Genomic DNA, 26,561 nt, shown 5'->3' with positions numbered 1-26,561 from the left:
CTATAGAAGAAAAAATTATAAATTTTTCTATATCTTATTGGTTCAAAGAAACCCTTGATCTCTAAAATCAATCCGACTAATTTGGTCTAAATTTTTATTATAAGTTACTTTTGAGAGCATTCATGGAGTATTCATTTTTTCGTCGTAAGTTTGCTGGATTAGATTCCATAGTATGTCCTGGCGATCCTGATGATCCTATTATTATCTTTTGTCATGGCTATGGAGCAGATGCCGACAATTTAGCATTTTTCCCTTCAGCATGTCCTTTTAAAGGAATACGTCCTACATGGGTATTTCCTCATGGTGTTGAACAACTTTCTTATGAATTTGAGGGTGGAAGAGCTTGGTTTCCTTTAGACGTTCCTTTATTTCAGAGCTTGATTTCTAATCCGGATATTACCCCAGAAACAGAAGAACAATACCAAAAATTATTCAATATAGATTTTGAGAGACCAAAAGCAGCTTTAGAAAACCTTATTGAAGAGTTGGATCGTCCGCGATATGACATTATTCTAGGAGGCTTTAGCCAAGGTGCCATGATCACTACTCATCTTATTTTATCTTCAAAAATCCCTTATCGAGGAGCTTTAATTTGTTCTGGCGCATTACTATTAGATAAAGGCTGGGAAAATAATATCAATTTATGTGCTAAGGTTCCTTTTATTCAAAGTCACGGATATCAAGATACTATTTTGCCCTATTACCATGGGGAACGGCTAAACAAGCTCTTATCTTCACATTTACATGGAGAGTTTATTTCTTTTAATGGCGGGCATGAAATTCCTGCTCTTGTTTTACAAAAAATGCAGGAAACTGTTCCCTTATGGACAAGTACGTTCAATTAATATCGAAGAACGATGATTCAGTGATGCAAGTTGTAAGGCTACCCATTCCATGCAGCTTGTCGCTGATGAAGAGTTATCTAAAGCTTGATAGGCTTTTTCTATAATCACAAGCACCTTTTCAAGAGGAAGTATAGGCAGATTAAGAATACCTTTAGCGTATTGAGGATAAGTCATAGCACTTGCACTTATATTTAAAGAAAGCATAAATCTATCTCTAAATAATGTTAAAAGAACTTCTAAAAGGTATTTAGCTTTATCTCTGAGCACTTGTTTATCTGTATCTGCACTACCTTTAACTATTTTGCCTACTTCTGTAATACTCATTTGTCCTGAGGCATACTTGAGTAGATATGCGATTTCTTCTTCATTAGGGTTTGTCTTTTCTTGTCCTTGAATATGTATAGATAAACTTCGTGAATGAATCGTTGCTGGTATACGTTGAAGTTTTGCAGATGTCAGTATGATTACACTGTGAGATGGAGCCTCTTCGAGGACTTTTAAAAATACAGAGATCGCAGGTAAAGTCATACGATCTACTTCATGAATAATATAAATCTTATAGTAGCCTTCATATGGAAGTATTGCGATCTGTTTTTTGATGTCCCTAGGAATCTCTATAGAATGCAATCTTCCCTTTCCAGAAGGCAGAAACTCTTGAATATCAGGATGTATTTTTTGGGAAATCTTATACTGTGCTTCAGGAGTATCTTTTAGCAGAATATGAGAGGCTAAGTTATAAGCATATTGAGAAAGAATAGATAACGAACTTCCGTGCAATAAAATAGCATGGGATACCTTATCTTGACTAATGTTATCAAGTAAAGCTTCCCAAGGTTCATTAGTTATCTTTCCTTCTATTTGCATAAGGCTAATTCTGTATAAGCGGTCATAACTTTGTTAAGCGATTCCTCTATAGGTTGTCTAGCATCTAAAACAAGATAGCTGTCAGGACGTGACTCGGCAAGAGATAAAAAACCTTCGCGAATTTTCGTGTGATAAGCTAAAGACTTATTTTCAAACTTGTCAAAAGATTTTTGTTGTTGTTTTCTTTTTAGTCCTTCATCAGCAGGAATATCTAAAAGGCAGGTAAGATTTGGAAGAATTTTTTTTTGTCCTATAACACAATGACAGAGATTTGTCACATATTCCTTACCTAGCCCTCCAACTATTCCTTGATAGACAATTGTAGAATCATGGAACCTGTCACATACCACAATTTTCCCTAATTCTAAAGCTGGTAGTATTTTTTCAGTTATGTGTTGCGCACGTGCTGCAAGAAATAAAAAAAGCTCCGTATAAGGAGAAAACTCTATTGTAGAGGGTTCTAAAATCCAATTGCGTACTCGTTCCCCTAAGGAGGATCCTCCAGGTTCTCTAGTCGCTACAACGGCTTTCCCCTCAGCCATAAGCTTATCTTTTAGAAGTTTTGTTAAAGAGCTTTTTCCTGACCCTTCACATCCTTCAATCACTATAAACATGGCTGTATTCCTTTATACTTGTGGTGAGGCACTCTCTTCTTCAATATTTGTCAGAGTCTCATCTGCATTTAATGAGAGTTTTTCCATTGCAACAAGGGTATCACCCTCTTTAACATGAACTAAGCGTACACCTTGAGTAGACCTTCCCATCACACGTACATCCTGCATGTTAATACGAATAGCCTGTCCTTGTGCTGACATGAGTAAGATACTATCGTGATCTGTCACAGAAATTGCTCCAAGAACATCTCCATTTCTCTCATTGATAAGAATAGAACGTACTCCTACCCCCCCTCGATTAGTTTCTCGGAAATCTTCTACTTGAGAGCGTTTACCAAAGCCATTATCGCAGACAACAAGAACAGATTGATCATCTCTAACAATTTGACAAGCAACTACACGATCTTTTTCATTTTTCAATGAAACTCCACGTACTCCACGTGCTGTTCTTCCCATAGGTCGCACCTTATGATGAGGAAAGCGTACAGCCATCCCCAATCTCGTGAATAGCATGACCTTTTCTTCTTCGCTAGTAATATGCGCAGCAGCAATAAGCTCATCACCATCATCTATTTCTAGAGCGCGAATACCTTTCTTTCTAGGATTGCTGAAAGCATCAAGAGCTACTTTTTTGACTACACCGTGTTTGGTTGCTAAGAATAAGAATCCAGCATTTTCAAAATTCTTAATATTAAGAACAGCTGCTAATTGTTCTCCAGGACGAATACCTTCAAGAAAGTTGATGATCGGTTTACCCTTAGCTCGTCTTTCCCCTTCTGGCAATTGCCATACTTTCAACCAATAACATTGTCCAAAATTGGTGAAAATAAGTAGGTAGTCTTTTGTTGATGCTGAATATACTGCCTTTAAAAAGTCCGAACCTTTCTTCATGTCAAATCCGGAAACACCATGACCACCGCGTTTCTGTTCTCTAAAGACTTTTATAGGCATTCTTTTTACGTAGTCATCTCCTGATATTGTAATAATCACAGGTTCGTTGGTGATAATATCTTCGATATCACGAATGTCATCGGCATCAAATTCTATCGTAGTTCTACGAGGAGTTTTATGAAGCTTTTGAAGCTCTTGAAGTTCATTTCTAATGATATCTTTTACTAAACCTTCATCAGCAAGAACACGTTTGTAGTAAGCAATTTTATTTACTAACTCATCATATTCTTTTTGAATTTTCTCAGCTTCCAATCCGGTAAGTTGGTATAAACGCAACTCAAGAATAGCAATGGACTGATGTTCAGTAAATCCGAACTTTTCAATCAATTGATGCTTAGCGTGTTCTTTACTATCACTATTACGGATTGTGTGTACAACATCGTCTAAACAAGAAAGAGCTTTTAAGAAACCTTCAAGGATATGGGCACGTGCTTCAGCTTTATTTAACTCATAACGAGTTCTCCTGCGGATTACCTCTGTACGGTGGCGCACCCATGCAGAAATCATTCTATGAATATTCATTGTCCTTGGAAGATTTTTATCCAAGGCGAGCATATTTGCTCCGAAAGTTACTTGAATATCAGTAAATTTATAGAGACGGTTGATAACAACTTCAGATGACTCTCCCTTCTTAAGCTCGAGAACAACACGGATACCATCTTTATCTGATTCATCTCGAACATCGGAAATACCTGATAAAGTCTTATCGTTAACAAGATCAGCAATTTGTTCGATTAATCTCGATTTGTTTACATTGTAGGGCATCTCTGTAAGAATGATATTCTCGCGATGCTTATCCGTGTTCTCTTCTACATGAAGACGTGCACGAACTTTTATCTTTCCTCTTCCTGTATAGTAGGTAGAGCGGATACCCTCACTACCACAAATCAATCCCCCTGTGGGGAAATCTGGTCCCGGCATTACTTCTAAGATTTCTTCTATAGAAGCGTCAGGCTTACTCAACACCAATAGCGTGGCTTCTATTAACTCTCCGAGGTTATGAGGAGGTATATTTGTTGCCATACCTACAGCAATACCAGAGGAACCATTACAAAGAAGATTAGGAAACTTCGAAGGAAAAACAACAGGTTCGTGCTTAGTTTCGTCATAGTTGGATACCATATCTACAGTATCCTTATCTAAATCTTCCATTAGGAAGATCGCGCTATGGGTTAAACGGGCTTCCGTATAACGCATAGCAGCCGCAGGGTCCCCATCAATAGAGCCGAAGTTTCCTTGACCATCGACTAGTGGATAACGCATCGCCCAATTTTGAGCCATACGCACTAACGTAGGATAAATAACACTCTCTCCATGAGGATGGTAATCTCCGGAAGTATCACCGCAAATTTTAGCGCATTTACGATGCTTCGCACCAGGAGTGAGGTTTAACTGCTTCATCGCATAAAGAATACGTCTTTGCGAAGGTTTCAAACCATCCCTGACATCAGGAAGCGCCCGAGAAATAATTACCGACATAGAGTAACGAAGGTAACTTTCCTTCATTTCTTCTTCTAGATTTTTAGGGACAATGATTTCTTCTTTGTTCAACATAGTGATAACCGTCTCCTAAATATCCAAATTATTCATCTTAACTGATAGAGCGTGATTTTCAATGAATTCTCTTCTTGGAGGCACCTCTTCTCCCATAAGCATAGTGAAGATATGATCTGCCTCAACAGCATCTTTCAATGACACACGAACTAAAGTTCTCTGTTCTGGATTCATAGTTGTATCCCAAAGCTGATCAGCATTCATCTCTCCAAGACCTTTATAACGCTGAATTTCTATACCTTTTCTTCCAAGGGCTTTGAGATGATCGATAACCTCTTTTAAAGTATAACAAGTATAAGGCAGCGTTTTTGAATCTTCATTAGTTATCACCATTTCAGAATCTTTCGGATTGAGATAATGGCGAATATCTAAACCATAGTCTCGCAATTCCTCTTGAATTTCTGCAAAGATCGATGTTTTATATAATTCAATAACCTTAATAGAATCCGAATCTTCTCTAGACAACATCTCTTCTTCTTTTTCCTCAAAAGAATAGAAATAGCGTCCACATTGCTTCCCGCTTTGCGGAGGGCTATAATATAAAGGATAGCCTGTAGTTTCCTTACGCATTTCTAAAAATTCAGAAAAAGGAACAGCTTTTTTCTCTAAAGCAACGATAAAGTTTTCTACGTTTAAGATAAGCTTGACAAAGCTGTCCAAAGCTTCTCCACTTATTTCACGATCTCCGTTTTTAAACACCAGTTTACTGTCACAACTTCCTAAAGTTAATAGATAATCATCCATTTCCTTTTCTGAAAGAATGTAACGGAAATCTTTTTTCTTGCTTACTTTGTATAAAGGAGGCTGAGCTATATAGACACATTCATTTTCAATTAATGCTGTCATATGGCGATAGAAGAATGTTAATAGCAGAGTACGAATATGGGAGCCATCAACATCTGCATCTGTCATGATAATTATACGTCGATAGCGTAGCTTACTTAAATTAAAATTATCAGATCCGATACCGCAACCTAAAGCTGCAATGATTGTTCCTATTTCTTGGTTTTGGAAGATCTTTTGCAAACGAGCTTTTTCAACGTTTAAGATCTTACCTCGGATAGGTAAAATAGCCTGAAAACGACGGTCTCTACCTTGCTTAGCAGATCCTCCAGCAGAATCCCCCTCCACAATGTACATTTCACATTTTGCAGGATCTTTTTCCAAACAGTCAATAAGCTTTCCAGGAAGTCGTGCGCTATCTAAAGCACTTTTCCTTAATGTCAGTTCCCTTGCCTTCTTTGCTGCCTCTCTAGCCTGAGCTGCAATGAAAACCTTTTCAACGATCATCTTCGCAATTTGCGGGTTCTCATCAAAGAATATTGTTAGTGCTTCTCCAGTGATCTGTTGTGATACAGAGCCTACATCACTATTTCCTAGTTTCTGCTTAGTTTGCCCTTCAAACTGAGGATTAGGAACCTTAACAGAAACTACAGCAGTTAGTCCTTCCCGAATGTCTTCTCCCGTTAACGAGATCTTATCATTCTTGGCTAAATTATGAGCTTTAATATAGGCATTAAGTACACGAGTTAATGCTGTAGAAAATCCTGTAAGGTGAGTTCCTCCTTGACGTGTAGGAATATTATTTGCATATGAATAAATTAATTCAGAGTATCCAGAATTCCATTGAAGAGCCGCCTCAAATTCAATATCACCATCATCTCCAGTTCGACTGCTTGAAATATAAATTGGTTCTGGAAAAAGACTTTCTTTATTTTGGTTTAAATAACTAACGAAGGATTGGATACCTCCTTCGTAGAAAAAGACAACTTTATCAAAACTGACGTCGCGATCATCTTCAAAAATGATCGTTACACCACGATTCAAAAATGCAAGTTCTCGTAATCTTTTAATTAAGATAGAGCGATCAAAAACACATGAAGAAAAGATCTTATTATCCGGGTAGAAAGTAATTTCTGTCCCCTGCTTATTAGTAGCTCCTAAAAACTGCAAACTAGTTAAAGGAACACCTCTAGAAAACTCCATCTGATAAGCTTGCTTATCTTTGTATACTGTAGCTACTAATTTTTCAGCCAGAGCGTTAACGCAAGAAACTCCAACACCATGTAAGCCTCCTGATACTTTATAGCTGTCCTTATCAAATTTCCCTCCAGCATGCAGTACCGTGAGAACAACCTCTAATGCGGAAACATCCCTACCTTGTTTTTTAGATTCCTTTTCATGAGTCTGAATTGGAATACCTCGACCATTGTCAGAGATAGTAATCCCACCATCCTCTAAAATTCTTACATGGATTTCCGAACAATAACCCGCCATGGCTTCGTCGATACTGTTATCTACCACCTCATACACTAAGTGATGAAGCCCTGTGATCCCAGTATCTCCTATGTACATTCCAGGACGCTCACGAACGGCTTGAAGCCCTTCTAAAACAGTGATAGCTGAGGCGTCATAATTTTTTTCTTTTGCGTCCATACATTATCCTAACAAAAACTGTATTTCCTTGATCTTAACGTGAGGAACTACTTGATGCAAACGAGCAATTAAACGACTTTGATGCATTTGCTTTAGCGAAGCATATAAAGAAGAATTATAAATCTTTACTAATAGAATATGATCCTTAAATCCTAAAGCTTGGAACATTCCATTATACTTGGTTCCCAACATTTCATTCCATGCTTCTATTACTTCTTTAGGATTAGCAGCAATAATGTGCTCTATTTTCTTCAAATATCCGTTCAAGTAATGCTTTGCATGCTTAATTGTAGAGGCTGTTTTTTTAGAGTTTTTTGCTCTGAGTGACTCTCGATTCTTAAGGAAAGGAAACATAAAACACCTAAAAGAAATACAACATAAATGTCTAATCATACGTTGCATTAAAAGAATGCCTTATATCCAGCAACATGAAAAAAGTCAATACGGCTTTAAGAGTTCTTTTGGCCGTCTTTTATAAATAACAACATGACTTTATTCATGTCGTGTTCTTAATAAAAATGAAACAAGAATTAGATGAGATGTCTCAAAAGAAAGAAATATTTGATGCGTGCTGACTCTTCAAGATCATTCTCTAACCTTATGATGAACTCTTAGAACTATTTTACTTACCATTTCTGTTAACAACTCAAACCTATTTGATTTTTGTTGAAAACCTTCGTTATATTGACGGAATCTTAATGAAGAAAAGTATTTTATCACTCCCAAAGTAACGGCAACTAGAGACAACAGTGCCATCAACACAACACAGAAATAACAAACTCTAGAATTGTGAAAACAACTCCTAAACCTAGACACTCAACAACACTTTTAAAATAATGCCCTATTGCATAGGGTAGTACATCCTATACTTTGCACCTAAATCCTCAATAATACCCTGAGACCCTCCCGTATTCGATCCAAACATTTTATTATATTGAGCAACTGTAGATATCCGCTTCGCTCCAATGTATATTCCAACTACAGGAATTGAACCTAGTAAGTTCATTTTTTAAGTTAGTTGGGTGTAGAGAACATTCAAAAGGAGAACTGAAAGGATCTTTAGGACTGAAAACTACAGTACCCAACATAAATCTGACTTGATTTCACATAAATTTCTAATAATCAAAAGAAAGATGGTAAAAATTTTTCAAAAAAATTCAAGAAAATCGTTTCCTAATATGCCTTAAACCTACTAGGAACGGGGTAGTTTAACTCTTACTTAAGCCATCCATATGCGTCACTGGAGTAAAAAGATCCCTTTATATTTCGCATCAAAGAAATCCTTTACAGAACTGCCTTGCAATAGCTGTTGTAGTTTATGCATTCTTGAGTCGTCCATATCTTCTGCACGTATTACAACAACATTGGTGTATTTGGAGGCATGGACATCTTCCAGGTATAGACTGTTTTTATATGGATAGATTCCCCCTGCAGTGGCGAAGTTCCCTGGAATAACTGCAGCATCAACATCTGGTAAAGAAGATACTAATAAAGGTGCTGCAATTTCTATAATAGTAACCTTTTTCCCTCCACAACCAAAGACATCTTTTGCGGTGATATCTAGATGAGAAGCTTCTTTATAACTAATCAAATTGCAGTCTTGCAATAAGTCTAGCGCTCGTTGTTCGTTTGTTCTATCTATAGGAACCGCTATACGTAGCTGTTCCTTGACTTTAAGCTCTTCGAGAGACTGGATTTTACTAGAATATAAACCCATAGGTTCTAAATGTACTTTAGCCAAAACAACAAGTTTTCCTTCGCATTGGTACCGAGCACACTCATCTTTTAAGAAATCCTCATGTTGAAAATAATTTGCATCTATTTGCTTATCTAAAAGCAAACGGTTAGGTACACGATAATCATCTATAGGAAGTATTTTGAATTGCAATCCAAGGGATTTAGCCTCTTTTTCCAAACTATAAAGAAGCTCTGCGTGTGGTGTAGGACTTGCAGCAATCCGCAAAACCTCTTCTGAATTCTTGCGACAACCTGTTAAAGAGATGGCTAAAGCAAGTAGCGAGAGTATTTTGATTTTTTTCATAAAATCCCTCGATGTTGTAATATACGCCGACCAAAAGTATCTCCCAAAATTCGAATACCTTCAATGAAAAATAAGGTGATAATCAAGACAGATAGCGTAACTGAAAAATCAAAACGATAATAACCATACTGCAGTAAAATCTGTCCCAATCCCCCTCCTCCAACAAATCCTGCAAAAGTAGAGCAAGCAATCAAATGGACAAATAGGTTTTTTAACGAAAAAATTAGCTGGGGGAGAATTTCTGGGAAAAGTATATCTTTTAGTATTTTTATTTTAGGTATTCCTAGAACAATAGCAGGCTCAACACAAGTTAACGCCCCGGTACGCAATGCTTCGGAAACAAAAGAAGCAACTAAAGGTAGAGCGCCAAAAGTCAAAGGAACTATTGATGCTGTAGCCCCTAAAGAAGTCCCTACTATCCAACGTGTTATCGGAAATAAAATAACGATTAAAATAGCAAAAGGAATAGCTGTAAGAAAACTTAAAACAATAGAAACAACTGAATGAAAACCCTTCATTGGCTTTAAGCCATAGGAAGCCGTTATGAATAATGCCAACCCTAAAAGCCCACCAAGTATTGAAGAGAAAAAGAAAGAAGCGGCTACCATATATAAAGTACTGCCTGTTTCTTTAACTAACATATAAATCATGTCTATTTGCATATCTATAATACCGCTATCTTGACTTCTGGAACTGCTTTACTATAACCCCTTTCTCTCTAAGAGAACTTTTTGCCCAATCTCTTTGTTCTTTTTCTCCGGATAAAGCAACAATAAGGAAACCCAAGGGAGTTTTACGAAAGAGATTTATATCACCAGAGAGGATATTCATAGAGATCCCTCCACTCTGGATTAGTTGACTGATCATTCCTTGAACTGCCAACCCTTTCGGAAAGCCTAATCTTAAAATTTCTTCATTCTCTCCATATTCATAAATTCCCTTCGCAATTGAATGCATATGAAAAAGTTCTTCCGTAATCGTGCTATGGGGATTTAAGAAAAGTTTCTCAGTAGGACCTAATTCTGCTATGCTTCCCTGATGCATAACTAAAGTCTGGCAACAGAGTTTTTTCATGATTTCGATTTCATGAGAGACGAATACTTGTGTGATACACCTTTCTTCATTCAACTGCAACAATTTATCCGCAACATCCTCTGTTGATCTAGGGTCCAAAGCGGAAGTGATTTCATCACAAAGCAAAACCGTAGGATCAGAAACAATAGCTATGGCAATCGCTACTTTTTGTTTCTGTCCCCCACTTAATCTACTTGGGTATGCGTGTTTTTTTTCGTAGAGATTAAAAAAATGCAAAGCATCATCAACCTTCTCTTCGATGAGAGAGTTTGTCATCTCTGGACAACGAACCTTCAGGGGATACGCAATATTTTCAAACACTGTTTTTGCTAAAAATAAGCCACAACTCTGAGAAACATAGGCAACACGCTTAGCAAAGGCTGTGCGAGAAATTTTTTCTATCGGGCTAGAAGTATGGAAACCAGCTATAGAGATTGATCCAGAAGTTGGCGCTATAAGAAAATCAAGACAACGCAATAAAGTGCTTTTCCCAGAACCACTATGACCAATGATTCCAACAATTTCACCAGGATACACAGAGAAAGAGATATCGTTTAGAATACGATGGTTCGCTATTTCCTTGTTTAATTGTTTCACAGAAATGATGGGAGAGTTTTGATTAAACACAAAGAAAACCTAAAAACAAGATATGCTGGTAAATCTATAATAGATCAGCCTTTATGTTTAAAGTATAAAAAGTAAGTGGAAATTAATTTATAAACTCCCGTATTCCACAAACTTCCTGTTAATAAAGTAACAGAAATATGTGTTATAATAAAAGTTGAGGAAGAATAGCTCCCGCTATTTTTCTAGATTCAATGAGACGCAACAAATCGCGTTCAGAAATTCCTAAAGCTGAGCGTAAACCATTAATTTGTTTATGGGTAAATAATCCTAGGGAATATCCTCCTAAAATTAATGTAGAAATTACAGAAGCTATAGCAGCCTTACCAGCATAAGGAAGATAAGCTTTCAGACGAGTTTGTAATTTTGGTGCACCACGACTAGCTTGTAAAACACAGAAAATTTTAGATGTTGATGTAGGTGGATGCTGACGCAAGAAATCTGTCGCTTCTGCGTATGCTGAACTTAGTTGAGGATCGGGGCCAGCGCCGAAACTATAAGCTAATCCTGAAATGCCTGATGGTAAGTGATCACCTAATCTCTCAAAAATTCTTTGAAACTCTCTCATAAGTGTGCTGTCTTGTCCGGATTGGTTGCTTTCAGCTAAATCTCCCATTACTGTGATTGCACGCAAATTATAAGGGTCAATACTCTCAAATGGTATATCAACAGCAGCCTGTAGATTGGGTATAGTCTTGCCACGCGCATTTATATCATGGATCCGCATAATGGCTTTGATGCTTGGATCGTTTCTCCCATGTATAAATACTAAAGCCCCAATAATATTTCCAGAATTCAACATTTCTAAAACCAACATCTTATCTTGTTGAGATAGAGGTAATTTTTCTACTGACCCCACAACATTCGTAGAGAGATTCTGGTTGCATAGACACCATCCCGACAGCAACACATTCAAACTTATCAAAGATGCTGTATAAGCCGATTGTTGGTTTAATGTCTTTAATAACCGAATAAGATCAAAGAGGGTTGCTGCATTCTGCGAATTTATGAGGGTATCATTTAGCCAGAAAGCTCCCCAAAGATCACTGGAAAATGCTGCTTTGGCATTACAAGTAATGGACAAAATAGAGTGATTATCCGCACTAAACAACGGAATTGTAGACATGGTTAGCAAGTCTCTAACACTCACAGGCGTTTCTCCCCGAATTAACTTGTTCCATATGTCCCTTATTCCTCTACAAAAAACAGAAAAGGATTTAGTAGCTTTACTATGTTCTTTTTTATACCTAGGGTGTTCTTCTATAGAAGGATGTCGCCCACCTGCTTGGGCAATATCCAGGAGGCGCATTAGATTGGATTGAAATAGAGCGTCAACATTCATGCTTTCCATATCAGGAGAGGTGGCGCCAGAAGTAGATGGTTGTTCCCCATGAACTAGGGTCGAAACTCTTTCAGGAGAAACCGCCGGTTCTTCACCTACTGTTGACGCAGAAGTTCCTTCTTCAGACAGATCTTCAGTCACAACCTCTGTACCAACTAAATCCTCAGTTTGTGTCGGGGAAGATAAAGGTGATGGAAGAGACAAAGAGGGTGTGGAGGTAGAAGCAGGTGATGTTGCAATGATCGAATTCGAGCTAGAGGTTGTGGATACTTGATTAGAAACTAATAAAGAAGCTGGTTGTAGTGATCTTAATCCATATCTTGGCAGTTGTGTGATCCTTTGCGGCTCTACAGTGTGTAAAAAATCTAAGGAGAAATTAAAGAAGGTGTTCCTTAACTCTTTCGAGGCTTCAGAAAGCTCAAAAAATATTTTCCTAATTTTAAGGAAATAAATAGCAAAAGATATCAAGGATATTGCTGTTGTACCCACAAGAACTAACCCTAGTACTAAGGTAAAAGCAACAGGAGCCCCAGGAATTAGTTGAAGAATAAGAATAGCTAACAACAAGATAGCTGCAATCACAGCCGAAATCAAACTAATAATTTGAGACTGTCTTATTTTACATGCAGTATCCTTCCCGCTAGGAACGATAGAAACTAGTTCAGAAGAGACATCATGAATAGATTGATTCGTAGTAGTGTTAGCTCGAAGATGAGCATTAATTGAGGGTTGTGACATTTAATTTCACTCTGAAATAAAGAAGGTGCTACTCCATTTTAAATGTTTAAAGATTTTAAAAAGTATAATTTTTTCTCTTTTTAATGATTGTTTTATAAAGATTCTTGACAAATCTTACTCATTAACCCCAAACTAACCTTTGTTACCACTTAAGGAGACTATATTTGTATGTCGAAGATATATGATTTGTTAGGAGACGACGCAGAAGAATTATTAAAACACAAATGCAAACATATCCTCAAAGAAAATCTTACACTTCCCTCACCAGATTTTATCGATAAAGTTTTTTCTTATTCTGACAGAAACAACCTTGTATTAAGATCCTTACAGTCGATGTTTTCCCATGGAAGGTTGGGTAATACAGGATACCTCTCAATTCTTCCCGTAGACCAGGGAGTAGAACATACCGCGGGGGCATCTTTTTCTCCCAACCCCATCTATTTTGATCCCGAAAACATTATTCGCTTAGCGATTGAGGGGGGATGTTCTGCTGTAGCCTCTTCCTATGGAGTTTTAAGCTTACTTTCAAGAAAATACGCTCATAAAATTCCTTTTATGTTGAAGCTCAATCACAATGAGCTATTATCCTATCCAACAACCTACCATCAGATTTTCTTTAGTCAGGTAGAAAATGCGTATAATATGGGTGCTGTTGCAGTTGGAGCAACCGTTTATTTTGGTTCTGAGACATCTTCAGAGGAGATAACCGCGGTTTCTCGAGCTTTTGCACGAGCTAGAGAACTAGGATTGGCCACAGTATTGTGGTGTTATTTAAGAAATCCCCACTTTATCACTAATAACGTCGACTATCATACAGCTGCTGATTTGACCGGTCAGGCCGATCATTTAGGAGCAACTTTAGGTGCTGATATCGTAAAACAAAAACTACCTACATGCCAAGGTGGTTTTAAAGCTATTAAATTTAGTAAGACGGATGATAAAGTATATTCCGAACTCTCCTCGGATCATCCAATTGACCTGTGTCGTTATCAGGTGCTTAATAGCTACTGTGGTAAGGTAGGACTAATTAATTCCGGAGGTCCCTCTGGGAAAGATGACTTTGTAGAGGCGGTAAAAACTGCTGTGATTAACAAACGAGCTGGAGGTATGGGGCTCATTTTGGGAAGAAAGGCTTTCCAAAGACCTATGACCGAAGGCATACAACTATTAAATTTAATTCAAGATATTTACTTAGACCCGAGTATTACAATAGCGTAATCTAAAGAAGGCTCTTATGCACACCCATTCAAAACCCTCAAAACCTTTAGGCACTTTTACTGTTGGAATGTTGTCTCTAGCAGTAGTGATCAGTTTAAGGAACCTACCTCTAACAGCAAAACACGGCTTATCCACTCTTTTCTTCTATGCATTAGCTGTAGCTTGTTTTATGATCCCTTATGCTCTTATTTCTGCGGAATTAGCATCATTTAAACCTCAAGGAATTTATATTTGGACTCGTGATGCCTTAGGAAAATGGTGGGGATTCTTCTCAATATGGATGCAATGGTTCCATAATATGACTTGGTACCCAGCAATGCTTGCATTTATTGCTAGTACTCTGGTGTATAAAATTAATCCAGATCTAGCTCACAATAAAATTTATCTGGCTACTGTTATCCTGGCTGGATTTTGGGGTTTAACCTTCTTTAATTTCTTCGGGATTAGTACATCAGCGTTGTTCAGTTCGGTCTGTGTTATCATAGGAACTTTGATTCCAGGTGCTATTTTAGTAACTTTGGCTATTTTCTGGATTCTATCTGGTAATCCTATAGCCATTTCCCTTTCATGGGGGGATCTAATTCCTGATATTCACGGTATGTCTTCTTTTGTATTGCTAGCAGGGATGCTTTTAGCCCTATGTGGATTAGAAGCTAATGCTAACCTTGCCTCTGACATGGTCAACCCTAGAAAGAATTACCCGAAAGCCGTGTTTATTGGAGCAATTTGTACATTAGCTATCTTAGTTTTAGGATCTCTTTCGATAGCCATTGTCATTCCAAAAGAAGAAATCAGTTTGGTTTCAGGTCTTGTTAAGGCATTTTCTTTATTCTTTGACAAATATAAGCTTTCTTGGATGACAAGCATTGTTGTAGTTATGACCATCGCAGGATCTTTGGGAGAACTTAACGCGTGGATGTTCGCAGGAACTAAGGGCTTATTCGTCTCCACACAAAATGACTGTCTTCCTAGAATGTTTAAAAAAGTAAACTCAAAGAATGTCCCTACAAACCTCATGTTATTTCAAGCTATTGTAGTCACTGTATTCACCTTGATATTCCTGTGTCTAGACTCAGCAGATTTAGCGTACTGGATCCTTAGTGCTTTAAGTATACAAATGTATTTAGCAATGTACATTTGCCTATTTATTTCAGGTCCTCTCTTACGTATTAAAGAGCCCAAAGCTCAACGGCTCTATTCAGTTCCTGGAAAATTTTTTGGTATCTGCCTACTTTCAATCTCAGGAATACTTTCTTGTGTATTTGCTTTATGGATTAGCTTCTTACCTCCGCAAGAAGTCACGCAATTATCTGGAGCTTGTAAAATAGGCTACTCCGCCTTTTTATTATTAGCCTTCTCAATAAATTGTATGATACCTTTTGGCATCTACTACGCTCATAAAAAATTCATTAAATAAATCTAAAAGGATACACAAAAGCAGTACCTTAAATGCTTTTTTAAGGACTGCCTTTTGTGTTTCTTAATCACAGAAAATCCGTCTTTCCCAAAAGCTTGAGAATAAATTAAGACATCTACTCGGCGAATAAATGTGGGAATAAAACTTCTAAAAAACGATTTGAAGAAATCACGGAGATCAAATCTCTAAAACTCAAACCTAAGTGATTCGCCATAACACTGAGTTCTCGTTCGTTCGCTATTCCTACAGCAAATAAACCTGCAATTATAGGCTCTATTAAAGATTTCCAATAACCTATAGGCATTGCCTTAGTTAGTAATCCTTGGATAAAACTTTGATATTTAGCATGGCTATGGAGCAGTTCTATAAGAAAAAAGGGATTCGCTATTAAACTGCAATAATTTTCCATAATAAACTGATTTAAATCGTATATACCCTTTAGATTCCTGGCTAAAGCAAACTTAAATTTCCAAGAAGAGCATAAAGGTAAATTCAAACAAAAAGTCATTCTCAAATTAAGGTTATCTATCAGTTCACGTAATGAAGGATCATTTTGCATATACTCATCAGAGTTCATACTATTTTGTATGTTATAACATTTTCTAGCAGCTAGAGCATGTATGGATGTGTTTAAAAAATCAGCAAATCTAGTACGTAATTCTGGTTTGGCTCTAGAGAAAATTAGTTGAATGAAATTTCCTTCCTCTAAATAAGCACGGTCCTTCAAAGTAAGAAGTTGAGAGTTATAACCTTCAAGAATTTCTATGCAGGGCTCCCCCAAATATAAACCGTAAAGCCAAAGATTAAACGTTTGTAAAGCTCTAGAAATATAAGTAGTATTATCGTGATTGGCATTCCAAGATTCAACAACATCTATAAACTTCTTAAGGAGGAAATTATTAATCTCTGGTTTCTCAAGAATAAGGACAATAAAATCTACAAAAGAATGCTGCATTAAAAGTTCGCTCCACACTTGCAAACAATAACACAATGAAGTCTCTTGATCTCTAGAACGTAATAAGGGAATAAACAAATCATTGATTTCCCTAATGATGCCCTGTATTAAGTTTCCTGATTCCCTCCTACAATGCATAATAGCATTAGTAAAGGTCTTGGCAAAACTTATAAAAGAAGCCTGTAGCCTTTCTACTCGCTCAGAAATATTGTCTCTATAAGAAGGATTGTTGCGATAAAATGTTCCAGTAATAAATACCTGCTCAGGAGTGCCTACTGATAATGTTTGGATCTCTGTTTCTTGTACTTCCTCTGGAACGGTTAAGTTCAATAATGTTTGTAAAAAAGTTTGTTCATCTTCAGAAAATTCCAGTTCGTTAGAAAGAGCAATCTTGTGAAAGATCCTCTTCTCTGCGTTTAAAATAAAAACAAGAACCAAACCTATCAAACACACTGCTGTAATCGCACTAGAAAAACAGATAAGAGCTATTGAAGAGGTAAGGACATTAGAGCCAACAAGTAAAACACCTAGAATAGCAAGGACAACAGTAATAGAGAAAATGACGACCATAATTACGGCATCTCTAGCAACACACCGCTGGTATGCTTGAGTATCTAAAAGTAGATCTGAGGAATCTTTTTTAGAGTGTAACAGAAGTACTGAAGAAATAAGAACCTTATGAAGTTGATCAACCAATATAGAAGAACTATTAACTGAAGAAACAAAAGTTCAAGAAACCTGTTATTAAGAAGAATATCACCATAGACATAATATCGTTTAATGCCGTGACAATAGGCCCTGAAGCTAAAGCTGGGTCTACCCCTAATTTCACAAAGAAAAACGGGGAAAGAACGCCTAAAGTAGTCGCTGTTAATGATGCTCCTAAAACACCTGCTGCTACAGTAACCCCAAGCTGTAATCCTCCTCCAGAAAAAAGATTCATCCCTATGAATCCCATAAGATAAACAACAATCCCGCAAAGAATTCCTAAAGCTACGCCAGTTAATAAACCAATACTCATCTCTTTAAATATGGTTTCTCTACGTCTTCCGAATGAAAGAGTCCCTGTAGCCATGCTACGCACTAAAATCGTACTACATTGAACACCGACATTCCCAGACATTCCATTAATTAAAGGAATAAAGAAAATAACTAAAGCTAGCAATGATGGGGCTATCTTTTGAAAATAGGCCATCACTGAAGCACTGACTAGTCCAGCACAAAGAGTAACTAATAACCAAGGAGCTCTCAGTAAAAATCTCTGAACAACATGACAACTATGGTACCCTACATCTTCTGTTGTTCCCGCCATGCGAGCTATAGTTTCATCGGCGATATCTTCAATAGCTTCTACAACATCTTCATATGTAATCGCGCCTATTAAAAAGTTCTCTTCGTCAACAACCGGTAAAGCAGCAATTTTATAACGTTCTACTAGATCAACAACTTCTTCTCGAGTTGCATCAGGTAAAACTTTATGCTCTACTTGACTCATAATCTGTTTTAAAGAGATTTCAGGAGGATTAATTATTAGACTTCTATCGGTAACTACACCTTGAAGCTCTCCTTTAAAATCCAAAACAAATACCAGCCGGGTTAAATCTATGCCTGGATTATTTCTAATACAAGCGGAAACATCTTTTACTGTCGTTTCCATCAAAAAAGCAAAAAACTCATTCGTCATGAGCCGCCCTGCTGTATTCCGACCGTGTTTTTGTAAATCACGAATTTTTAACGCCTTTTTAGAATCTATCAATTCTAAAATTCTACGGTATCGTCGATCAGGAATATCATCTAATACCCATACAGCCTCATCTGGAGGCATCTGATCAATCAATGCACATACTTCTATATCAGTCAATTTACGAAAAATAGCCCAACGAGAAGCTGAGTCTGTATTAATAATAAAAGCAACTCGAGATGCTATACATGATAGATTTTTATAAAGAATAGCGCGTGAATCTGGTGGTAAACAAGAAACAGCATAAGCTAAGTCTATAGGATTATATTCACTAACAATCTTGGAAAGATCGTGGGAATGTATATCCGTAGATAAACAAGTAAACGCTTTCTCTAACTTAAAACTTAGCTCATCATCCAAATGGCTAGTTTTTGAATCCATTAAGTTTCCTGAACCAAGAGCTGCGTCTAGTTTCTCTTCGCCTCTGTTTTGTTCGCCCACCATAGTTTACCTCTTTGATTAGCCACAACTTCATGAAACTCGTGCCCCGCTCGCAAATTTGCTAAACACGGATCATTTAACCACCGCGATTCTGTAATTTTAAAACCAAAATCAACAGAGCGCATTACCATGGCCCAAGCCTGACCTATCTCTTTTTTAACAGCATAAAACTTACCCAGAGTGTAATAAGCTTCGCTACACCCTAAGGCAACTGCCTGTTCTAAATATAGCCTAACTAATTCCTCAGATTCCAAACAACGTCGTTTCCAAAATAAAAATAGCCACGCCTCTCCTAATAAGAGTAGTAAGTCCTCTTGATCAGGACATTCATCTATTAACGAATTTAAAATAACTAAAGCCTGTTCAACCAAAGACTCATCTTCTAATAGTTTCCCTTTTCCTAAGAGAGTAGACGCAATAATGATCTTAGCCCTAAAAGACCGTTTATCTTCATCTATACCGGATAATAAAGTATAAGCCTGATCATAATATTCAAGAGACTCTTGAAGATCTGCTAATAAATAACAAGAATGCCCCCACAATTCCAAAATTTCTATTCGATGCGTAAAATCCCAAGCCTTACGATAGTATAGTAAAGATTCTTCTAAATAAATTTCCTTATAAGCAAGATCTGTTGTTGCTTCAGCTAAACATTTTAAAGCTAAGCCTCTATCACTCCAAAATAAAAATACTTCAGGACGCAAAGAACATAACCTCTTCATAATATCAACAGCTTTATGCAACAATCTCACACTTTTTTTTCTTACCCCCCAAGCAAAATATACATCAAAAAGCTTCTGCCACCCGTTGATATTTTCTGCATCCCATTCAATACAAGATTTAAAACAAGATGCAGCAGCTGCAAAACTCGCATCGTCACTAAAATATAAAGCTGAACAAAGCTGTACCACCCCTAACGCTTGAATTAAATGACTATTCCCGGGGAAAGCTCTCATTGCGGCAACTAATCGCGTACGGCTTTCTCTCAATAGATTTGGTTCGTCTAAATACAACCCAAGGACCGCTATTCCCTTGGCAAGAAGAGATGATAAAATAATCGGGTCTGCTCCTTTTTTCTGTGCAGAAGCAAGCTTATCCAACCCCATTTCTATGTGCTTCATGTTGCTATTAAGCCAACCGGAACGAATCAACAATTCCCCCCATAACACCCACAGCTCAGCAATATGAGGATATGCTTGCACTGTTTGATACAATATCCTATTCGCCTGGTAGAAATGCTCTTTTTCATAAGTCAGATCGAATAATCTTACTACTGCTAAAGCATAGTTATAGCGATAGTTCTCATGAGCAGCGCTATCAATATGACGATTAAAGCTAAGAAAAATAGCCTTAGACAAGTGATCTATAGCTTGTTCTATATAGGAAGACTTTCCCAATTCCAGGCCGAAAAATTGCAAACATTCGGCATAATCCGCGTGAGCACTTGCTCGATTTGGAACCAGGCTTAATACCTTAGAAAAACATTGAGAGCTTCGTATAAGAGCTTCTCTTTCTTTGCTTCTACAATATAACGTTAGGTAAGATTTTCCTACAGTTTCATATACATAAGCAGTTGCTAAATAAGAAACTTCTTCGTGTTTTTCTCCGCAACAAAAATGCTCCCAACCTAACCTATCATTCAAATGAGGATGAATCTTGAGTAACTGTTCTAGAACATGAAAATCTTTAAAGACCTGATCAAAGAATTTAGTGTCACCAGTTAAAGAAAATAATTCAAAATTCGCGCACACTTTAGCAGAACACAAAGATAGTCTATCCGAAGAGCTAATGCCTAATTTTTTAAATAAGATATCTATGTATGCTAAAACATCGACCAACATCCGAGAATTTTTCTTATTCACCCCATACTTCATCCCATAGAAAATTACTATTTTTAAGACTACTATATGATCTCGAGAAAGCATCAATAGGCTCTCTGATAAAGATAAATAGCCCTCAGCAATCTCTGAAGAACCTTCAAGGTCTACTAACTCGGAAATAAGGAAATTTATGAATGCCGCTGGACAACCGAATTCGGGGATTATATCGGATTCTCCTTGGAAATTTTTAGAAGAAATGAAAGGTAAGGATGATCCCATCTTGTGACTGCTGTACTATCATATTCTCTCCTCATACAACTTAGAGGACACCATAAAAGATTGAGTTTCTATCCCTAGAGGATACAACTCCAAGTTATACTACTGTTGAAGGTTTTCTGAGACAAAAAGCTTAGAATTTCAAAACTAATATACCTAGATAGTAAACGTAAAAGTGTCCGACAGAAAAACTTTGAGATTAGTTTAACGCATTTAAGTTTTTCATCAAAAATATTTTAGACGGGAGTTTAAAAGAAAACTGACTAGACCAATTTTTTAAACTCTACATTGTTAGCATCTCCCAATTACTCATCATTATTACTTTTTTTCAACTTCAGGAGCAGGAATAACAGCTATTCCTGGATAAATAGGTAGATTCTCTTGATAGTACTGCACCGATGTATGAGCACCTGAAACAATCTGTCCTTGTCTAAATAAAAACATACCAATAGGTTGAAAACATCCCATTAGGTAATAACTGAATTGTCCTAATCCTTGTCGTGTACCTCCTCCTTCAAATTTAAAATTATGTTGAGGAACTGCCAACCACAAGCCACGAGAACGAATCACATCATTATTCCAAGCTCTTTCAACACAACTATAAGCAACTCGCCCTCCTAAAGGATTCAACAAGCCGTAAAAGACTGCCATCATTGAAGCTGTGCCATAAAAAGGAGCCTTCAGAAAGTTAACAAGAGATCTAGCCATTTCTCGAACTATATCCTTGAAAATAAAGCGATCTTCTTCAGAGACATCAGCTTTAGAAAAATATTGTATGACCATTTGCAAAAGTATGTAAAAAGGAATTACTATAAATCTGATCAAATTATAAACTATTTTAATCAAAACAAGAAAAGGAGCTGCTATTAAAGGAAATACAAAGGTTGGGATTCTATAATCTATACCATCTGGATAAAAATATACCAATGCCACTCCAGAACTATTTTTATCCAAAGTTGACAAATCTATATGACTTTCTTGAATTCTTTTGTGAATGCGTTCTTTTTCTTCAGCTTTAGGTTTGCAATATTGACATATTGGCATCGGGGCCCAAATCCTATTCCCAAAAGGTTTGATTACTGATCCTGCAAGAACATCTACTTTATTGCTAATCCTATACAAGACATACATTCCACCTGTGAGTAAAATAGTGGGAATAGCTACAGCTACAACAACCGAAACCCATGTCATGACAAAAGCTTGAATTTGTAAAGTTCCAAGAAGCATAGCTAATAAAACTAAAGTTATCAGCACAGATACAGCAATTACGGCAACACGTGTTTGGTGGTTTACCTGATATCTCTCTAATTCCGAATGCTTGCTAGAGTTTTTGATAATCTTGGACTCAAACACATTTTTCCAATTGGTTTCGTCCGGAAAGTGGTTAGGTCCAACAGGAGCTAATCTTCGGTTAACTGAGGGCAAATTAAAACAAGACATGTTACACTTTAAAAAAAGTTTTATTTTATTTTATTTCAAAGAAAAGAAATTCTCGAATCACTATACTCTCATTACACTTTTATTAAAAATTTTTTAGTGCCAATCATGAGAAAGAAAATCGCGAAATCGAACTACAACCTCTTATTATTAGGAAGTATGTTAGTAGGATTGGTTCTCGCTTCCCTTAATTTCCCCTTGATATTTCAAAGTGCAGAGATTGTATCAGGAATTTTTCTAAAGTTGTTAAAATTTTTAAGTCTTCCTCTAGTGTTTTTTGCTATTGGCTCTACGATCACATCAATTAAAAATTTTCAAATAATGTTGTCCCTGGGCAGCAAAGTTCTCTATTACACGCTTCTTACTACTATTATATCTGCTACGATTGGTTTAGGACTATTTATCATCATCTACCCTGTTATGCCGTTAGAAGAAGCTGCGGGATCTGCTTCAGCCACTTGCTCAACGGGATACCTTAAGGTCTTAGCAAATACCATTCCTGGGAACATTCTTGAGCCATTTTTAGACAATAATGTTATCTCTGCGACATTTTTAGCTGCTTTATTAGGGATTTCCTCTCTCTTCCTCTCTGAAAAAGAAAAAAATTTCACTCAAACACTATTCTCAGCGTTTTTTTCTATTCTTCTCAATATTGCTAAAGGGATACTGAAATTACTTATCCCAGCCACCATGGCTTTTTCCATTCTGTTCTACAAGGAAGTCACTCACAGCCAAGATAACTTGGTGATTTTTAGTAAATATCTCCTTTGTGTAATAGGAGCGAACTTAATTCAGGGGTGTATTGTCCTTCCATGGCTTTTGAAAGCCAATAAGCTTTCACCTATCAAAATAGCTAAAAGCATGTCTCCTGCATTAATTACAGCCTTCTTTTCAAAGTCCTCTGCGTCTACATTACCTTTAACAATGGAATTAGCTGAGGAAGAACTCAAAATCAAACCATCATTATCAAGACTTGCCTTTCCTCTATGTTCTGTAATTAACATGAATGGTTGTGCAGCCTTTATCTTGATTACCGTGCTCTTTGTTGCGATATCCAATGGTGTTAGTTTTTCTATTTTCTCAATGATTGGTTGGATCTTTATTGCGACGCTATGTGCTATTGGAAATGCAGGGGTACCTATGGGATGCTTTTTCCTAGCCTCCTCTCTGATTACTTCAATGCAAATTCCCCTACATTTATTAGGATTAATCCTTCCTTTCTATACCATCTTAGACATGGTTGAAACATCTTTAAATGTCTGGTCTGATTGTTGTGTTGTAAGTATGACAAACAAACACTTTTCAGATAAGTTTATTGAATTAGAGTAAATGTAATGAGCAAACATCGAACCCATTTTTCTTCTAGACTAGGCTTTATTTTCTCCATGATGGGAATAGCCGTTGGTGCTGGCAATATCTGGCGTTTTCCTAGAATTGCAGCACAAAATGGCAATGGTGCCTTTATTTTAATTTGGCTTCTTTTTTTATTTATCTGGTCTATTCCTCTCATTATCATAGAGCTTTCTCTAGGAAAATTAACAAAAAAAGCTCCAATAGGCACTCTAATTAAAACAGCAGGTCCAAAATATGCCTGGTTGGGAGGCTTTATTACTTTAGTAACAACGTGTATTCTAGCTTATTACTCGAATATTGTTGGGTGGGGTCTGAGCTATTTCTACTACTCTATTTCCGGAAAAATTTATGCTGGGAATGACTTTTCTCAATTGTGGGAAATACACTATCAAAGCCTTTCCCCTCTATTCTTTCATTTCCTGTCTCTGTTTTTAGCTTATATGATCATTCGTAAGGGCATTGTACAAGGCATTGAGAAATGCAACAAAATTCTTATCCCCTCGTTCTTTGCTTGCACTCTAGTTCTACTCCTAAGAGCTATTACACTTCCTAACGCCATGCAAGGGATCAAGCAGCTCTTTAGCCTAGATTTTACCTCATTATCTAGCTACAAATTGTGGTTAGAAGCTCTAACCCAAAATGCCTGGGATACAGGGGCTGGTTGGGGATTACTCCTAGTATATTCAGGATTTGCCTCAAAAAAAACTGGTGTGGTCAGCAACGGAGCTCTTACAGCAATATCTAATAACCTCGTTTCCCTAATTATGGGGGTCATTGTATTTGCTACGTGCGCTTCATTGGACACTTTAGGCACAACGCAATTACAACAAGGTGCAGGCTCATCCAGTATAGGCATAGCTTTTGTCTATCTTCCAGAATTGTTTACCCGAGTTCCAGGCTCTGCCTATCTACCTGGTATTTTCAGTTCTATATTCTTCCTGGCTTTTGCTATGGCCGCTCTTTCATCAATGATTTCAATGCTGTTTTTGTTCTCGCAAACACTCTCAGAGTTCGGCGTCAAAAAACACATAGCAGAGTTATCCGCCACAATTATCGCCTTTATTCTTGGTGTGCCATCTTCTTTAAGTCTGGCAGTATTTGCTAACCAAGACACTGTCTGGGGGATAGGATTAATTATCAATGGTCTTATTTTTATCTATGCAGCAATAAATTACGGGCTACCACATTTAAAAAAGAAAATTATTAACGCTGTTCCTGGGGATATACACCTCAATAAATCTTTTGATTATATGATAAAATATTTACTTCCTATCGAGGGGGCTACTTTACTGTGTTGGTATTTTTACGAAGGGCTTTTCCCTGAAGACGGCGATTGGTGGAATCCTATATCTGTTTACAGTCTTTCTAGTTTGATTTTACAATGGTCTATAGGATTAGTTATTTTATGGTCTTTAAATAAAAAACTTTTTAAATGTTTTTCCTTATATAACTTAGACAATTAAAAGCTTATGTCTTGATATATTCTGTTCTTTAAGATATAGTGTTTTAAGTTTTGTTATTTTTCTCAAAGCAGAGTAAGGAAGCATATGTCAACAACACCATTGTCGTCATCCAGTCAATCCCACGATCAAGAAGGTTTAAATAGAGTCTTACTAAGCTTTGACGGAAGAATTAAGGCATTAGATAATCGAGTGAAGAAAATCGAGGAGAGAATTAGCTTTTTAGATAGATCTGCTTCTCAAGCTGTTGCCACAGGAAATAACGTGGCTAGTAATATGGTTCTTTTAAAAGATGAAGTAGACAGTCTAAAAGGATGTTTAAGTACAATCACAGAGCTATTATTCGAATCGCGCGCAGATCGCAAGACGGGATCCTCTCATCCAGAAGATGACGCCACTTACATAATAGGTGCCACGCCTCCCTCCACTTGCTCTAAACTTGCGGCAGTGGCATTAACACTTTTGGCTCTTATTGCTATCACAATGCTTATTATTTGTATCGTTTCTGTTTGCGGAGGCTTCCCTCTATTTATTTCTCTACTTAATATGTATACAGTCGGTGCCTGTATATCTCTACCTATTATCTCATGTGCATCGGTTTCCGTAATGATTCTTTGCACAATATCTATTACTTCTTTACTAAGAAGCAGACCAGCAATCTACATGGTAAACAATTCTCAAATAGAAGCTTGATTATTATAAAAGAATACTTGGGAGAAGTTAGACATTATGACCTCTGTAAGAACCGATTTAAATACAACCGAAACATCGCTAACTCCATTAAGTGCACATGAAATTTTAGCACAGTTATCTACTATTCAGGCGACTATATCAGGTCTACAGCAGCAATGTTCATCGGGATGGCCTCACGTTCCGGGCTCAACTTCTGGAACAGTAGATCAACAAAGCTATCTGATGCGTATTATGCAATCGCATATGGCAAATACTTCTGCAGTCGTTTCTGAACTTAGAACCGAAGTTGCTGCAATCAAGACAAAACTACATGGGTTATCTTCCCCTGCCGGCGTTTGCAGTGGTCCTATGGCTTTATCAGCATTTCTTCTAGCCATCTCTTTAGTTGCTATTATCATTATTGTTTTAGCTTCCTTAGGTCTCGCTGGTGTACTCCCTCAAGTTGCAGCCATTTTAGTTAATACAGCAAACTCTATCTGGGCTATTGTTAGCGCCTCAATAGTTACGGTAATCTGCCTAATTAGTGTGCTTTGCGTTTCATTAATTCGTCATCACAAACCCTTGCCTATTGAAACTAGATTAACAGGGAATTAAAAAAAATAAATTGTATAAAATTTATTATTGTTTAATCATTTGGACTCACCTTGAAATTAATTAATTCCATCAG

General features: G+C 37.0%; 19 protein-coding genes and 1 pseudogene. 7 read left to right on the top strand and 13 right to left on the bottom strand.

Features of this window, described 5'->3' with window-relative positions; all coding sequences use genetic code 11:
- Positions 1–122: 122 nt before the first annotated feature.
- A complete protein-coding gene (locus tag E1N70_RS04555) occupies positions 123–845 on the top strand; it encodes an alpha/beta hydrolase family protein (RefSeq protein ID WP_131744358.1) in 723 nt (240 codons plus the stop codon).
- On the opposite strand, the gene E1N70_RS04550 is transcribed toward E1N70_RS04555, so the two are convergent.
- From E1N70_RS04550 to E1N70_RS04505, 9 genes are all read right to left on the bottom strand, one after another.
- On the bottom strand, positions 822–1,709 hold the full coding sequence (locus tag E1N70_RS04550) for a DNA polymerase III subunit delta' (protein WP_131744357.1): 888 nt from the start codon (positions 1,707–1,709) through the stop codon (positions 822–824). The two genes, E1N70_RS04555 and E1N70_RS04550, sit on opposite strands and share 24 nt — an antisense overlap.
- Positions 1,700–2,323, bottom strand: coding sequence for a dTMP kinase (tmk, locus tag E1N70_RS04545; protein WP_131744356.1), 624 nt, complete (start codon positions 2,321–2,323; stop codon positions 1,700–1,702). The genes E1N70_RS04550 and tmk overlap by 10 nt, the downstream gene beginning before the upstream one ends.
- Positions 2,324–2,335: 12 nt before the next feature.
- Positions 2,336–4,828: a DNA topoisomerase (ATP-hydrolyzing) subunit A gene (gene gyrA / locus E1N70_RS04540; protein WP_131744355.1), complete on the bottom strand. Its 2,493-nt coding sequence runs from the start codon at positions 4,826–4,828 to the stop codon at positions 2,336–2,338.
- A 15-nt stretch (positions 4,829–4,843) separates the two neighbouring features.
- Positions 4,844–7,264, bottom strand: coding sequence for a DNA topoisomerase (ATP-hydrolyzing) subunit B (gyrB, locus tag E1N70_RS04535; protein WP_131744354.1), 2,421 nt, complete (start codon positions 7,262–7,264; stop codon positions 4,844–4,846).
- A 3-nt stretch (positions 7,265–7,267) separates the two neighbouring features.
- The gene (locus E1N70_RS04530) at positions 7,268–7,618 is read right to left on the bottom strand and encodes a DciA family protein (protein ID WP_131744353.1); all 351 of its coding nucleotides are present in this window, start codon (positions 7,616–7,618) and stop codon (positions 7,268–7,270) included.
- A gap of 883 nt (positions 7,619–8,501) precedes the next feature.
- Positions 8,502–9,305 carry a MetQ/NlpA family ABC transporter substrate-binding protein gene (locus tag E1N70_RS04520; RefSeq protein ID WP_131744352.1) on the bottom strand — a complete coding sequence of 268 codons (804 nt, stop codon included), beginning with the start codon at positions 9,303–9,305 and terminating at the stop codon, positions 8,502–8,504.
- Positions 9,302–9,967 carry an ABC transporter permease subunit gene (locus tag E1N70_RS04515; RefSeq protein WP_131744351.1) on the bottom strand — a complete coding sequence of 222 codons (666 nt, stop codon included), beginning with the start codon at positions 9,965–9,967 and terminating at the stop codon, positions 9,302–9,304. Before E1N70_RS04515 ends, E1N70_RS04520 begins: the two co-directional genes overlap by 4 nt.
- A 13-nt stretch (positions 9,968–9,980) precedes the next feature.
- A complete protein-coding gene (locus E1N70_RS04510; RefSeq protein WP_131744350.1) occupies positions 9,981–11,006 on the bottom strand; it encodes a methionine ABC transporter ATP-binding protein in 1,026 nt (341 codons plus the stop codon).
- A gap of 142 nt (positions 11,007–11,148) precedes the next feature.
- Positions 11,149–13,083, bottom strand: a complete 1,935-nt coding sequence (locus tag E1N70_RS04505; RefSeq protein WP_131744349.1) for a CT214 family putative inclusion membrane protein — start codon at positions 13,081–13,083, stop codon at positions 11,149–11,151.
- Positions 13,084–13,251: 168 nt separating this feature from the next.
- On the opposite strand from E1N70_RS04505, the gene E1N70_RS04500 reads away from it, so the two are divergent.
- Together E1N70_RS04500 and E1N70_RS04495 are read left to right on the top strand one after the other, a co-directional pair.
- Positions 13,252–14,301 carry a class I fructose-bisphosphate aldolase gene (locus E1N70_RS04500; protein WP_131744348.1) on the top strand — a complete coding sequence of 350 codons (1,050 nt, stop codon included), beginning with the start codon at positions 13,252–13,254 and terminating at the stop codon, positions 14,299–14,301.
- A gap of 16 nt (positions 14,302–14,317) precedes the next feature.
- Positions 14,318–15,718 (top strand): amino acid permease, encoded by a 1,401-nt coding sequence (locus tag E1N70_RS04495; RefSeq protein ID WP_131744347.1) that lies wholly within the window; start codon positions 14,318–14,320, stop codon positions 15,716–15,718.
- Positions 15,719–15,833: 115 nt separating this feature from the next.
- On the opposite strand, the gene E1N70_RS04490 is transcribed toward E1N70_RS04495, so the two are convergent.
- From E1N70_RS04490 to E1N70_RS04475, 4 genes and pseudogenes are all read right to left on the bottom strand, one after another.
- On the bottom strand, positions 15,834–17,243 hold the full coding sequence (locus E1N70_RS04490; RefSeq protein ID WP_131744444.1) for a CT214 family putative inclusion membrane protein: 1,410 nt from the start codon (positions 17,241–17,243) through the stop codon (positions 15,834–15,836).
- 139 nt (positions 17,244–17,382) lie between these two features.
- Entirely contained in the window at positions 17,383–18,795 is a 1,413-nt protein-coding gene (gene mgtE / locus E1N70_RS04485; RefSeq protein WP_006343173.1) for a magnesium transporter, read from the bottom strand.
- 26 nt (positions 18,796–18,821) lie between these two features.
- Positions 18,822–20,954: a hypothetical protein gene (locus tag E1N70_RS04480; RefSeq protein WP_131744346.1), complete on the bottom strand. Its 2,133-nt coding sequence runs from the start codon at positions 20,952–20,954 to the stop codon at positions 18,822–18,824.
- A 302-nt stretch (positions 20,955–21,256) separates the two neighbouring features.
- Positions 21,257–22,391, bottom strand: a pseudogene (locus tag E1N70_RS04475) (hypothetical protein).
- A gap of 105 nt (positions 22,392–22,496) precedes the next feature.
- On the opposite strand from E1N70_RS04475, the gene E1N70_RS04470 reads away from it, so the two are divergent.
- The 4 genes from E1N70_RS04470 (at position 22,497) to E1N70_RS04455 (ending at position 26,488) form a co-directional block, all read left to right on the top strand.
- The gene (locus E1N70_RS04470; protein ID WP_131744344.1) at positions 22,497–23,717 is read left to right on the top strand and encodes a dicarboxylate/amino acid:cation symporter; all 1,221 of its coding nucleotides are present in this window, start codon (positions 22,497–22,499) and stop codon (positions 23,715–23,717) included.
- A gap of 5 nt (positions 23,718–23,722) precedes the next feature.
- Positions 23,723–25,204: a sodium-dependent transporter gene (locus tag E1N70_RS04465; protein WP_131744343.1), complete on the top strand. Its 1,482-nt coding sequence runs from the start codon at positions 23,723–23,725 to the stop codon at positions 25,202–25,204.
- A gap of 84 nt (positions 25,205–25,288) precedes the next feature.
- Positions 25,289–25,894, top strand: coding sequence for an inclusion membrane protein IncB (gene incB / locus E1N70_RS04460; protein WP_131744342.1), 606 nt, complete (start codon positions 25,289–25,291; stop codon positions 25,892–25,894).
- Positions 25,895–25,930: 36 nt separating this feature from the next.
- The gene (locus E1N70_RS04455; protein ID WP_131744341.1) at positions 25,931–26,488 is read left to right on the top strand and encodes a hypothetical protein; all 558 of its coding nucleotides are present in this window, start codon (positions 25,931–25,933) and stop codon (positions 26,486–26,488) included.
- Positions 26,489–26,561 lie beyond the last annotated feature (73 nt).

This window comes from Chlamydia buteonis (assembly GCF_900634605.1).
Lineage (GTDB): Bacteria > Chlamydiota > Chlamydiia > Chlamydiales > Chlamydiaceae > Chlamydia > Chlamydia buteonis.
This window is presented reverse-complemented; position numbering and strand designations above follow the sequence as displayed.

What these genes read in the sequence shown, in the direction of transcription:
- E1N70_RS04555 (WP_131744358.1), top strand. Translation starts at nt 123, where the DNA reads ATGGAGTATTCATTTTTTCGTCGTAAGTTTGCTGGATTAGATTCCATA.
- E1N70_RS04550 (WP_131744357.1), bottom strand. Translation starts at nt 1,709, where the DNA reads ATGCAAATAGAAGGAAAGATAACTAATGAACCTTGGGAAGCTTTACTT.
- tmk (WP_131744356.1), bottom strand. Translation starts at nt 2,323, where the DNA reads ATGTTTATAGTGATTGAAGGATGTGAAGGGTCAGGAAAAAGCTCTTTA.
- gyrA (WP_131744355.1), bottom strand. Translation starts at nt 4,828, where the DNA reads ATGTTGAACAAAGAAGAAATCATTGTCCCTAAAAATCTAGAAGAAGAA.
- gyrB (WP_131744354.1), bottom strand. Translation starts at nt 7,264, where the DNA reads ATGGACGCAAAAGAAAAAAATTATGACGCCTCAGCTATCACTGTTTTA.
- E1N70_RS04530 (WP_131744353.1), bottom strand. Translation starts at nt 7,618, where the DNA reads ATGTTTCCTTTCCTTAAGAATCGAGAGTCACTCAGAGCAAAAAACTCT.
- E1N70_RS04520 (WP_131744352.1), bottom strand. Translation starts at nt 9,305, where the DNA reads ATGAAAAAAATCAAAATACTCTCGCTACTTGCTTTAGCCATCTCTTTA.
- E1N70_RS04515 (WP_131744351.1), bottom strand. Translation starts at nt 9,967, where the DNA reads ATGCAAATAGACATGATTTATATGTTAGTTAAAGAAACAGGCAGTACT.
- E1N70_RS04505 (WP_131744349.1), bottom strand. Translation starts at nt 13,083, where the DNA reads ATGTCACAACCCTCAATTAATGCTCATCTTCGAGCTAACACTACTACG.
- E1N70_RS04500 (WP_131744348.1), top strand. Translation starts at nt 13,252, where the DNA reads ATGTCGAAGATATATGATTTGTTAGGAGACGACGCAGAAGAATTATTA.
- E1N70_RS04495 (WP_131744347.1), top strand. Translation starts at nt 14,318, where the DNA reads ATGCACACCCATTCAAAACCCTCAAAACCTTTAGGCACTTTTACTGTT.
- E1N70_RS04490 (WP_131744444.1), bottom strand. Translation starts at nt 17,243, where the DNA reads ATGGTCGTCATTTTCTCTATTACTGTTGTCCTTGCTATTCTAGGTGTT.
- mgtE (WP_006343173.1), bottom strand. Translation starts at nt 18,795, where the DNA reads ATGGATTCAAAAACTAGCCATTTGGATGATGAGCTAAGTTTTAAGTTA.
- E1N70_RS04480 (WP_131744346.1), bottom strand. Translation starts at nt 20,954, where the DNA reads ATGGGATCATCCTTACCTTTCATTTCTTCTAAAAATTTCCAAGGAGAA.
- E1N70_RS04470 (WP_131744344.1), top strand. Translation starts at nt 22,497, where the DNA reads ATGAGAAAGAAAATCGCGAAATCGAACTACAACCTCTTATTATTAGGA.
- E1N70_RS04465 (WP_131744343.1), top strand. Translation starts at nt 23,723, where the DNA reads ATGAGCAAACATCGAACCCATTTTTCTTCTAGACTAGGCTTTATTTTC.
- incB (WP_131744342.1), top strand. Translation starts at nt 25,289, where the DNA reads ATGTCAACAACACCATTGTCGTCATCCAGTCAATCCCACGATCAAGAA.
- E1N70_RS04455 (WP_131744341.1), top strand. Translation starts at nt 25,931, where the DNA reads ATGACCTCTGTAAGAACCGATTTAAATACAACCGAAACATCGCTAACT.